Consider the following 11,281-nt stretch of genomic DNA (forward strand, 5'->3'; position numbering starts at 1 on the left):
GCTCCCGCTGTCGGCTAGCTGCGATGATGCGCGAGGGGATTGATTGTCGCACTTTCATGCATTGGACGGATGAAAGGCCGGGTCGTACGTTCGGGGCATGCCTGCTCTCGATACCGAGGCGTCCTCCGGCCCGGTGGACGCCTCCCCCGCCGGTCCCGCCTCTCCTGTCGCGGACTCCTCCTCCGCTCCCGCCGCCGCTCCCGTTGCCGCTCCCGCTCCCGTCGCCGCTCCCGCCGCGGACACCGCTCCGGTCCCAGGCGCCGGCCCGGCCACCGGCACCGTCCCTGTCACGGACACCTCCTCCGCCGCCGCGCCACCCGCCGAGCCCGCCGCCCCCGGCGAGCGCTCCGAGCGCTCCGAGCGCTCCGACGCGACCAAGCTGAGCCCCGGCGACCCCGGGCACGGACGGATGCGGCTCGCGCTCTTCGCCGCCGGGCTGTCCACCTTCGCGCTGCTCTACTCCACCCAGGCGCTCCTCCCCGAGATCTCGCAGGCGCTGCACGCCGCTCCCGAGCAGGCGAGTTGGACCGTCTCCGGTGCGACCGTCGGGCTCGCCGTCGCCGTCCTGCCGCTGGCGGCGCTCTCCGAGCGGTTCGGGCGCCGCCGGATGCTGACCGTCTCACTGGCGGTCGCGGTCGCCCTCGCCCTGGTGATCCCCTTCGCGCCCAGCCTTCCGATGCTGATCGCGCTGCGGACGCTCCAGGGCGCCGCGGTCGCCGGGGTGCCCGCCTCGGCCATGGCGTTCCTGTCGGACGAGGTGCGGGCGCGGCATCTGGTGGGCGCCGTCGGGCTGTTCGTCGCGGGCAACAGCGTCGGGGGGATGAGCGGGCGGATCCTCACCGGATGGGTCACCGAGGCGTGGGGCTGGCGCGCCGGGCTGGGCGCCGTCGCCGTCACCTCGCTGCTGTGCGCGGTCGCCTTCCGGCTCCTCGTCCCGCCCGCCCGGCACTTCACCCCCGCTCCGCTGCACCCGCGCCGGGTCGCGGCGACCGTGCGCGCGCACCTGGGCAATCCGCTGCTGCTGCGGCTGTACGCGATCGGGCTGCTGTTCATGGTGGTCTTCGGCGCGGTCTACACCGTCATCGGCTACCGGCTGGTGGCCGAACCGTTCGGGCTCTCGCAGGGACTGGTCGGCTCCGTCTTCGCCATCTACCTGGTGGGCACGGCCGCCTCCGCCACCGCCGGGCGGCTCAACGCGCGGCTCGGCCGGCGCGGCACCCTCTACCTGGGCATCGGTACCGCGTCCGCGGGGCTGCTGATCAGCCTCGCGGACAGCCTCGCTGCCGTCGTCGCGGGCCTCGTGCTGATCACCGCCGGGTTCTTCGCCGGGCATGCGGTGGCCTCCGGCTCGGTCAGCCGCACCGCGGCACACGGAGCCGCCCAGGCGTCCGCGCTGTACCAGATGAGCTACTACGTGGGCAGTTCCCTGGGCGGCGCACTGGGCGCCGTGGCGTTCGCCGCGGCCGGCTGGGCCGCCACGGTCGCCCTGGCCCTGGGCGCCATGGTCCTCGCGGCCGGCATCACGCTGTACGCGAGCCGCCGCGCGGCGGTTCCGGCCCGCGCCTGACCCGGTTCCGCCGCGCGCCGTACCGGTTCCGGACGGCACCCGCCGGAGAACGGCGCGGCGCGCGGCGGGGTACAGCACGGCGCGCGGCGGAGATCGAGCGCTGCGCGCTGCGGAGGGCGCCGCGAGTCGCCGAAGTGCGCCGGAGGAACGTCACCCGAACGGCCCTGCCCGGCGGCTGCCGCATCGTGTTCGAAACACCTGTCCCCGAAAGGTGCCCTCTCCCCTGTCCGTCTCGTTGTGCTCCCAGACGTGAGGCTGCGATCGGGAGTTGGTACGGATGGCCAGGTTCGACATCGGTGAGGGTCTGCCGTTGACGGCGGCGCAGTCGGGGATGTGGTTCACCCAGCAGCTCGCGCCGGACAGCCCCTGCCTCCGGCCCGCCGAGGTGATCGAGATCCGGGGCGCCGTCGACGTGGAGTTGCTGGAGCGGGCCCTGCGCCGCACCGTCGCGGAGACGGAGGCCCTGCGCGTCCGGTTCGTCCCCGAGGGGCCCGAAGGGGACAGCGGCGTCCGGCAGATCGTCGAGCCCTGCGAGGACTGGCCGCTGCACCGCCTCGATCTGCGGCACGAGGCCGACCCCTGGGCCGCGGCACACTCCTGGATGCGCGCGGATCTGGAGTCGCCGCTGGACATGCGCAGCGCCGGGCTGTTCTCGTTCGGACTGCTGCGCACGGGCGACGCCTGCTGTCTCCTCTACATCAGCAGCCACCACATCCTGATGGACGGCTACGCCACCAGCCTGTTCCTGCCGCGCGTCGCCGAGATCTACACCGCGCTGGAGAGCGGTGCCCCCGTACCGCCCACCCGGCTGGCACCGCTGCGCCAGGCGCTGGAGGAAGAGGCCGCCTACGCGGGCTCCGAGCGGATGCGGCGGGACCGCGACTACTGGTCCGGCGAGCTGGAGAGGTGCGCGGCCGCCACGCTCCAGGCCCCGGGCCGGCTGACCAGGCCGGCGCCCTCCTTCGTACGGGAGACCGGCCATCTGGACCCGGACACGGCCGGGAAGCTGCGCACGCTGGCCCGCAGCGCCCGCACCGGGCTCGCGACCGTGGCCATGGCGGCGCTGGCCCTCTACGTCCAGCGGCTCGCGGACGACCGGCGGGAGGACGCGGTCGTGGACGTGACCGTCGCGGCGCGCGGCCCGGCCAGCCGCGACGTCCCCTGCATGGTCGCCAACGTGCTGCCGCTGCGCGTCCCGCAGCCGTCCCGCGGAACCGTCGGCGAGCTGCTGCGCAAGACCGCCGCACAGGCCAAGACGCTGCTGCGGCACCAGCGCTACTCCTACGTCCATCTGGTGCGCGGCCCGCACGCACGGCGGCCGACGGCCGGAAGGATGGAGGACTGGGGCATCAACGTCATGCTGCACGACCCGCAGATCAGCTTCGGCCGCCACCCCGCCACGCTGCACAACCTCTCCAACGGCCCCGTCACCGGCATGGCCGTCAACGTCTACGACCGCCCCTCGGACGGCTCACTGCGGATCGACTTCCAGTCCGATCCGGAGATCTACCCCGCCGAGCGGATCGCCGCACACCACCGCCGCTTCCTCGCGCTGCTGCACACCCTCACCGGCGCCACCGAGGCGACACCGCTGGCGGACATCGAGCTGCTGACGCCGCAGGAGCGGACGCGCGTCCTGGAGTGGGGCCGCGGGCCCGAGGCGGACTTCGGCCAGGAGCTGCTGCACACGGCCTTCGAGGAGCGGGTGCGCGAGGAACCCGCGGCGACCGCGCTGGTGTGCGGGACGGGGACCGGCGCCGTCGCCCTCTCCCGCGGCGAACTCAACGCGCGCGCCAACCGGCTCGCCCACCTGCTGCTCGCCCGGGGTGCGGGCCCCGGCAGCACCGTCGCGATCGTGCTGCCCCGCACCGCCGACTACGCCGTGGCGCTGCTGGCCGTCCTCAAGTCCGGCTCCGCCTGCCTGACGCTGGACGCCGACCACCCGGCGGCCCGCACCCGGCAGATGCTCGCCGACACCGCACCCGTGTGCGTGCTGGCGGCCGGGGAGCCGCCCTGCGCCGACTCCCGTCCGCCGCACACGCTCCTCGACCTCGGCGCGGCGGCGACCGTACGGGCCCTGGAGCAGCAGCCCGCGACCGACCCCGGCGACCGCGACCGGCCCCGCGCGCTGCTGCCGGACGACGTGGCCTACCTCGCCTTCACCTCCGGCACGACGGGCCGCCCCAAGGGCGTACAGGTGGAGCACCGGCACCTGGCCAACCTGTACCACGACCACCGCACCGCGCTCCTGCCGGCCGCGGCGCCCGTGCCCGCGCCCTCGTCCGCACCCTCGTCCGCGCCCGCACCCTCGTCCGCCCCCGGACCCGGCCGTCGGCTGCGGGCCGCGCAGACCGCCTCGTTCTGCTTCGACGCCTCCTGGGAGGGGTGGCTGTGCCTGGCCGCCGGATACCGGCTCCACCTGGTCGAGGACGCCGTACGCCACGATCCGGCCGCGCTCGCCGCACAGGTCCGGGACCAGCGCATCGACCTGCTCGCCCTCACCCCGACCCACGTGCGCGCGCTGTTCGCCGCCGGACTCTTCGACTCCGCCGGGCACCGACCGGCGGCGCTGGTCGTCGGCGGGGAGGCACTGGACCCCGCCCTGTGGCAGCGGCTCCGCGCGCTCCCGGACACCACCGTGTACAACTGCTACGGCCCGGCCGAGTGCACGGTCGACGCCGTCTGGTGCCGCCTGGACGAACAGGGCCCGCACCCGGTCATCGGGCGCCCCGGCCACAACATGCGCGCCTACGTCCTCGACCGCCACGGGCACTTGGCCCCACCCGGCGTCGTCGGCGAACTCCACCTGGGCGGCGCCCAGGTCTCCCGCGGCTACCTGGACGCCTCCGGGCCGACGGCGGAGCGGTTCGGCCCGGACCCGCACGGCCCGGCGGGCGCCCGCCGGTACCGCACCGGAGACCTCGTGCGCTGGACGGAGGACGGCGTACTGGAGTACCTCGGCCGGACCGACACCCAACTGAAGGTGCACGGCGTACGCATCGAACCCCAGGAGATCGAGACGGTACTGGCCCGGCACCCGCACATCGCCCAGGTCGCCGTCGCCGCACAGCCCGCCGCCGAGGGCGCGACGACCGGCACCGTGCGGCTGGCCGCACACGTGGTGCCCGCACCCCGCGCGGGTCAGCGCCCTTCGGGCCCGGAGCCGGACCCGGACCCGGTCGGGGTTCCGGACCCGGACTCGGCCCCGGATCCGGCACGCGGCTCGGCCCCGGATCAGGCCCCGGCTCTCGATCCGGTCGAGTTGCGCGCCTGGGCCGCCTCCCGGCTGCCGTCCGCCATGGTGCCCGCCGCCTTCTACACCCATGAGGCGCTGCCCATGACACCGCAGGGCAAGCTGGACCGCGCCGCGCTGCACACGGCAGCGGCCCCGCTCCTCCCGGCCGCCCGCGCACCTCGCGAGCGGCAGGCGACCGGCCGGGAGCGAGTGCTGTGCGCCCTGTTCGCCGAAGTCCTCGACCTGCCGCCGAGGAACTCCGACGCACTGCCGCACGTCGGCCCCGACGACGACTTCTTCGCCCTGGGCGGCCACTCCCTCTCCGGCACCCGCCTGCTGGCCCGCGTCCGCACCGAACTGGGCGCGGAACTCTCCCTCGGCACCCTCTACGAGTCGCCCACCCCGGCCCAACTGGCCAAACGCCTGGACACCTCCGCCCAGCCGCACCCGTCCGGGGAAGGGGCCGACAGCGCCGACAGCGCCCCGGACGCCTACGAGATGCTGCTGCCCCTGCGCACACACGGCACGGAGGCGCCGCTGTTCTGCGTCCACCCGGCGGGCGGACTGGGCTGGTGCTACGCCACACTGCCCCCGCACCTGCCGCCGTCCGTGCCCGTCTACGCGTTGCAGGCGCAGGGGCTGCGCGCCGGGGACGCGTCCGCCGCCACCTTCCCCGAACTGATCTCGGCCTACACCGCCCGCATCCGCTCCGTACAGGAACACGGCCCCTACCGGCTGCTGGGCTGGTCACTGGGCGGCGCCCTGGCGCACGCCGTCGCCGCCCGGCTCCAGGACGAGGGCGAACACGTCGACGTCCTCGCCCTGCTGGACGCGGCACCGCTCGACCGCACCCCGCGCCTGGACCCGGACGCCGGACCAGCCGTGGTGCGGCGCCTGATCACCGAAGCCATGGGCCACGACCTGCCCGACGACACCCGGCTGACGGCCGTCACCCGCATGCTGGCGCACTACGCCTCGCTCCGCCCGACCTGGACCCCGGCCGTCCACCGGGGCGACGCCCACTACTTCCGCGCCACCGGCACCGCCCCGGACCTGGCACCCGCACCCGACGCCTGGCACCCCCACCTGACCGGCACCCTCACCGTCCACGACCTCCCCTGCACCCACAGCGCCATGGGCCAACCGGAAGCCATGGCCGAGGTGGGCCGCCTGCTGAGCCCCCTGCTGGCCCCACCGGAGTAGCGGCCCCGCGCGCGGAGAATCTCCACCCCGTCGGCAGCACGGATGCGCGAACATGTCTCCCGGCGTCCGCACGGTGACGCTGCGGAGGGGGAGAATCCGCGACGGGGCGGCAGGGGTGTTGCCAGCCGCGTCACCGCTCTCACCGCTCTCACTGAGGATTTCCCGGCATCCACGGAGGTGGTGGCGCACGGGCCAGGGCGAGGGCAGGAATGGCGACGCCGGCAACAGTCCTCGCGAGCGGGATCGCCTTAGTACCCTCCGGGAATGCGGATAGCCAACAGGCGGGGAGCATCTGCCTCCTGGGGCACAGCACAGCCGAGTTCGTATTGGATCTTCCGTAGCGCGTTCTGGTGGGCCTTTGCGGGGTCGCCGCGCTCGATCGCCTCCCGGTACCCGGTTATGTTGTCGAGTACGTCCGGCCGGATTCCGCTGTCGTACTGAGGAAGAAGGGGATCGAAAGAAGAGAGGATCTCCTCATCCTCTGCGTAGGATATCCAGGTGATTCCTGTTTCACTTTTCAGTGCGGAGAGAGCGACTGTACCCCGTGATACGGAGCGGATGATCTCCTGCTTGGCCAGGTAAGGCCCCTCCGACTCGATGACGAAGCACCAGTCATCGTGAGTACCGGCGCGCAACAACGGGCCGTCGGCGCAGATCATTCCGCTACTGCGCAGCTCATCGATATCCAGTTCAGGAACGTCCTCCTCTTCGAGATCCTCCCCAGCCATTTTGATGGCCTCGGCTTCCATTCGGTCCACAAGAGCGGCGCGATACCTGTCGCCCGATATCCGGGAGAGAGTGTCCGTGGGTGAAATCCTGCGCGCGAAGAGAGCACAGTATCCGGTGTCGTACAGCTCCGAGTTCGGCAAAAGTTTCATTTTCGCGATGCCGCCTCACTGGTCAGCTCATCACTGTGCGACCTGGTCCCCGGTCGGCGGACCAGGCCGTAGGGGAGCGGCGCTAGCCGTTTCCGGCACCGGCATCCACCCAGTAGGAATCATTCTCCAGCAGGCGCCACTGCACGGTCTTCCGGCCGAGGTCACCACCCACACCCGTATTCTGGCTCTTCGGCATGCTGGCGCGACCACACTTGGCGTCGGCGGGGGGATCGCCAACGTTGAACAGGATCAGGTACTCCTGACCGCCGATCACTCTGGCTTCGACCCAGTACTGCTGGCACTCAGCCCCAGTAGTGACCCCGAGCTGCCTACCACTCTCCTTCGAGCGCGCGAACGGGTATTCATCGCACGTCGGATCTGGGGTGTCCGGATCCGCTTTGAAGCTGCCGTCCTTGCAAATGACCCTGCGGTTCTCCTCCTCCTCGTCCGCGTCCGACTCGCGGTGCAGAGGCTGACCGTGTCCCTCCCACCCCGGATGTGTGGCCATGTTCTCCTGGACCGAGGCAATGAAATTGCGCGCTGCAGAGTACTTCTCGTTCACCACAAAGGTTGGGGTGAAATCCGGCTGGACACATCCCGCGTACGTGCCGACCTCGTTATCGCAGCGGACCCAGTACTGTCCGTCAGCTTGCTCCTCATCCCCACCCCATTCGGTGTTACCCCCAGTTGTACCCGAGATGTGAATGTACAGATCGTAGCTGAGTCGAAATTCCTTGTGACCCTGGTTTCCGGTCCAAGACCGTGTCCAAGTTCCGTCGATGGATCCGCCGACAGTGATCGGCCGAGGGTCGCCCCACGGTGATGAATCTTGGCGGCAACTGTTGTCGAGCGAGCAGGTTGCGTTCACGGATATGGTCATCGCGGAAGAGGTGATATCGGATTCCACGAGATGAAAATTCATGTACTCCGAGTATTCGACGGAGGTGTTCTTGGTGTCGATCTGTTGCTCTACCGTCGCGAGCGCCTCGCCCCAGATCGTACCATTCTGGGTATCGACCACGAGAATGACCAAATTGCGTCGCGAGCAAATGGAGTTCCGAGTCACGTAGACCCGATCCATTGGCACGCCAGCACACCATACGGTGCCTGGGACGGACGAAGATGACGAGCCTCTTCCGACTGCGCGCTCATCAGGCGCTCCCCACTTGAAGCACACGGCCCGCTTGTGGCCGGCCTTCCTCAGATTCGCCAAATTGCGTCGCATCTCAGCACAGTTGGACTGCGCCGAGCTCCCGCCCCGCAAGGGAAGGGACTGAAAGTCACGTGTGGGACTACTCCCTTTCTGGACAATGGTATTGCCGCTACGTGCCCTTACGGAAGCCGCTCCCGCTGACTCGTCGGAGCGTGCTGCGTCGGCTCTTGCGGCAACGGGAACAAATAAGGCAGTAATTGCTATTACGGCTACCGCTAGTGACCTTCGAGATCTGGTGCGCAAATGCGGTTCCCTCCCATACCCGTGCGGACACGGTCGTCCGTTTCGGCGACCGATACAATCACTGCCCAATCAGCCCGTCAACGATTATTTCCGGACAGCGATGGGGCATTCTCAGGGGGCGGTTCGCGAAGATTCGAGTGGCTCTGTCGTTGCCTGATGATGTGGGTGCAGGCGGAATCTTCCGGTCCGCAGCCAGCGGTCTGTTGGGGTGGCCGGTGAGTGAACGCAAGCCGTGCCCGAGCGACTTGGAGTCCTTGGAGAATGATCTTCGTTTGGCACGTGGGAGGGGCAGGTGATCTCATTCCTCGGGGGTGAGGGTGACCCGACCGAAGTCGTGGGAGGTCAGTGACGAGGTGTGGGCAGTGATCGAGCCGTTCCTGCCCAGGCGCGAACACCGCTTCCGGTACCCGAGCCGCAAGCGGATCGATGACCGCAAGACGCTGCAGCCGACGTGCGGCTCCTGCCCGTCGGATCACCTCGCCACCTGGCCGACGTACTGAACGGCACACTGAGCCAAGCGAAGCACCTGGTCTTCAGCTGCCATGGCGATGACCGGGGCATGATTCTGGACCGGCTTGCCCCCGAACTGGAGGGGCAGCAGCCCTTCAACGACGTACTCACCCCCGGCCTCGTGGCCGAGCTGGGTTGCTCGCCTCGGTCCACAGTTCTCAGCACCGGTTGCACGACCGGGACCGACGCCCTGGCACGCGCCTTCCTGGACGGAGGGTGCGCTGCCTACCTCGCGCCTCGGAGATCCCCAGGGGGGGGCAGCGGTTCTGGCCTTCGTCTCCGCTTTCTACTACCAGGTGCTGACTCTCGGTGCCTCGCTGGCCGACGCAGTCACCGGCGCCAGAGGGCTGGGCGGAGACACCGAACTGTTCCGCCTGTGGACCTGACGACCGGTCACGCCGGTCAGACGTGCCCGGGGGCGTCCACCTCCGCCCAGACCGTCTTGCCCGGACCCAGCCGTGCGCTCACGTCCCACCGGGAGGCCAGCGCGTCGACGAGCAGCAGACCGCGCCCCCAGTCCTGGTGCGTGGAGGGCGCCAGCGTTACGGGCAGTCCGGGGTAGGTATCGGAGACCTCGGCCCGTACCCGCCCGCTCTCCCGGTCGCGGAGGAGCCGCAGTTCGAAGTCACGGCCCGGAACGCGGCCGTGCAGCACCGCGTTGGAGCTGAGCTCCGCGACGATCAGCGTCACTGCCTCGGAGAGCGGGGCGCCGTACGGCACGCCCCACACATCGAGCTGCCACGCGGCCAGCCGGCGCGCGAGCCGCGCACCGCGCCGGGTCGCGGAGAACCGCTGTACGAACACATCGGTGGTGAGGGGCACTTCGGCCCGGGGAGCGTGCATGATCCTCAGCGTTCCGGGATGCCCCGGTCACTGACAGATACGGCGCCGGTACAGATGTCGCTGTACCAGTTCACGCACTGGACTGGGTGCACCACCGTCCGTGACCCTGAACAGGTTGAGCGGGGAACGGCACACGGCACGGAAGGCGCGCGACGATGACGTCGGACCAGGACGCGACTGCACCCAGCGAACCCGAAGTCTCGGACGGACTCAAGACCTTCGGCTCAGTACTGAAGGCCCTGCGCGACGAGGCGGGCCTGACCCAGGAGGAGTTCGCCCCGCGCATCCGCTACTCGACCCACTACGTCGCCAAGATCGAACAGGGCAAGCGGTTCCCTCCGGGAGACCTGCCGCAACGGTCCGAACCGGTACTGGGCCCCCTCGCGGCCAAGGTCCTCAAAGCCGCCGCCAAGAGCCTGCGGCGCAAGGCCGGACTGGCCTCCTGGTTCCAGCAGTGGGCGGGCATCGAAGAGGAAGCGATCACCCTGTACGCCTACGAGTGCCGGGCGATCCCGGGGCTGTTGCAGCCGGAGGCGTACATCAGGGGCCTGTCCGAACGCAGGCTGCCGCCCCTCACCCCGGAGCAGATCGACTGGCAGGTGGCGGCCCGGCTGGAGCGCCAGAACCTTCTGGCCGAGCGCCCCAACACCGCCTTCAGCTTCATCATCGAGCAGTACCTTCTCGAACGCGATCTGGGCGGCCCCGAGGTGACCGCCGCAGTGATCGACCACCTGCTGGAGATGGGACGCCGGATCAATGTCGAGATCCAGCTCATGCCGGTTCACCAGCCCGAGCACGTAGGTGCTGACGGCCAGATGTACCTGGCAGAAACGCAGACCAACGAGTGGGTCGGGTACGTGGAGGGGCACGAGAGCAGCGCTCTCCTCACCGACCCGAAAGCTGTCAGTGCAATGCTCCAGCGCTATGGCAAGATGCGCTCACAGGCCCTGAGCCACGAAGCCTCGGTGAGCCTGCTGAAGCAGATTCGAGGAGCGCTATGAGCACCGAACTGGACTGGCACAAGAGCAGCTACAGCGGCAGTAGTGGCGACAACTGCGTCGAGGTCGCTGTCGGGTCGGAGACGGTCCACGTCCGCGACTCGAAGGACACCGGGATCCGCCCGCTCGCCGTCTCGCCCACCGCATGGGCAGCCTTCACCACGCAGGCGGCGACCACCACCCCGTGAGCTGACCACCCGGCCACCGGCGGGGCGGAGCACCACCCCTCCGCCCCGCCACCGAGCGGCCACTCGCAGCCGGTACCAGTTCGCCCTGCTCGCCGGGGCCTTCATGCGCGGCTGAGCGGCCCGCCGCCCGCGCCCCTTCTTGGACCGGCCGCCACGCCATCAACTGGACTTCTGCGCACCCGTGCTGACGCAGCAACGCTTGGGGACAGCTCACTGACGGACAGTTCGTCCTGCCTCCGCACCGCCGGCACCGCCCGGGAACTGGCACCCGCACCCGACGCCTGGCACCCCCATCTGACCGACACCCTCACCGTCCACGACCTCCCCTGCACCCACGGCACCATGGGCCAACCGGAAGCCAGCCCAAGCAGGCAAGCTGCTGACCCCGCCGGAGTAACAGCCC

The 11,281-nt window shown here is 70.4% G+C and carries 7 protein-coding genes and 1 pseudogene; 5 read left to right on the forward strand and 3 right to left on the reverse strand.

The window, feature by feature from the left end; genetic code table 11:
• Positions 1 to 97: 97 nt before the first annotated feature.
• Both BMX65_RS21925 and BMX65_RS21930 read left to right on the forward strand, forming a co-directional pair.
• Positions 98 to 1,567 (forward strand): MFS transporter, encoded by a 1,470-nt coding sequence (locus BMX65_RS21925; protein ID WP_075002076.1) that lies wholly within the window; start codon positions 98 to 100, stop codon positions 1,565 to 1,567.
• 277 nt (positions 1,568 to 1,844) lie between these two features.
• A complete protein-coding gene (locus BMX65_RS21930; protein WP_075002077.1) occupies positions 1,845 to 6,005 on the forward strand; it encodes a non-ribosomal peptide synthetase in 4,161 nt (1,386 codons plus the stop codon).
• Between the two features lie 248 nt (positions 6,006 to 6,253).
• On the opposite strand, the gene BMX65_RS21935 is transcribed toward BMX65_RS21930, so the two are convergent.
• Positions 6,254 to 6,883 carry a DUF6461 domain-containing protein gene (locus BMX65_RS21935; RefSeq protein ID WP_075002078.1) on the reverse strand — a complete coding sequence of 210 codons (630 nt, stop codon included), beginning with the start codon at positions 6,881 to 6,883 and terminating at the stop codon, positions 6,254 to 6,256.
• 82 nt (positions 6,884 to 6,965) lie between these two features.
• Positions 6,966 to 7,904: a hypothetical protein gene (locus tag BMX65_RS32535; RefSeq protein WP_143081875.1), complete on the reverse strand. Its 939-nt coding sequence runs from the start codon at positions 7,902 to 7,904 to the stop codon at positions 6,966 to 6,968.
• A 752-nt stretch (positions 7,905 to 8,656) separates the two neighbouring features.
• Between BMX65_RS32535 and BMX65_RS21945 the strand changes: the two are divergent.
• Positions 8,657 to 8,785 (forward strand): annotated as a pseudogene (locus tag BMX65_RS21945) (IS5/IS1182 family transposase); the annotation flags it as partial.
• Between the two features lie 466 nt (positions 8,786 to 9,251).
• Here BMX65_RS21945 and BMX65_RS21950 read toward each other — a convergent pair.
• Positions 9,252 to 9,692 (reverse strand): ATP-binding protein, encoded by a 441-nt coding sequence (locus tag BMX65_RS21950; protein ID WP_177214323.1) that lies wholly within the window; start codon positions 9,690 to 9,692, stop codon positions 9,252 to 9,254.
• A gap of 155 nt (positions 9,693 to 9,847) precedes the next feature.
• Between BMX65_RS21950 and BMX65_RS21955 the strand changes: the two genes are divergently transcribed.
• Together BMX65_RS21955 and BMX65_RS21960 are read left to right on the forward strand one after the other, a co-directional pair.
• Positions 9,848 to 10,693 carry a helix-turn-helix domain-containing protein gene (locus tag BMX65_RS21955; protein ID WP_075002080.1) on the forward strand — a complete coding sequence of 282 codons (846 nt, stop codon included), beginning with the start codon at positions 9,848 to 9,850 and terminating at the stop codon, positions 10,691 to 10,693.
• Positions 10,690 to 10,878, forward strand: a complete 189-nt coding sequence (locus tag BMX65_RS21960) for a DUF397 domain-containing protein (protein ID WP_075002081.1) — start codon at positions 10,690 to 10,692, stop codon at positions 10,876 to 10,878. The genes BMX65_RS21955 and BMX65_RS21960 overlap by 4 nt, the downstream gene beginning before the upstream one ends.
• The last annotated feature ends 403 nt before the right edge of the window (positions 10,879 to 11,281 follow it).

The sequence above is a fragment of the Streptomyces qinglanensis genome, assembly GCF_900111245.1.
Lineage (GTDB): Bacteria > Actinomycetota > Actinomycetes > Streptomycetales > Streptomycetaceae > Streptomyces > Streptomyces qinglanensis.

Coding starts and splice junctions, on each gene's coding strand:
- BMX65_RS21925 (WP_075002076.1), top strand. CDS start 98: ATGCCTGCTCTCGATACCGAGGCGTCCTCCGGCCCGGTGGACGCCTCC.
- BMX65_RS21930 (WP_075002077.1), top strand. CDS start 1,845: ATGGCCAGGTTCGACATCGGTGAGGGTCTGCCGTTGACGGCGGCGCAG.
- BMX65_RS21935 (WP_075002078.1), bottom strand. CDS start 6,883: ATGAAACTTTTGCCGAACTCGGAGCTGTACGACACCGGATACTGTGCT.
- BMX65_RS21950 (WP_177214323.1), bottom strand. CDS start 9,692: ATGCACGCTCCCCGGGCCGAAGTGCCCCTCACCACCGATGTGTTCGTA.
- BMX65_RS21955 (WP_075002080.1), top strand. CDS start 9,848: ATGACGTCGGACCAGGACGCGACTGCACCCAGCGAACCCGAAGTCTCG.
- BMX65_RS21960 (WP_075002081.1), top strand. CDS start 10,690: ATGAGCACCGAACTGGACTGGCACAAGAGCAGCTACAGCGGCAGTAGT.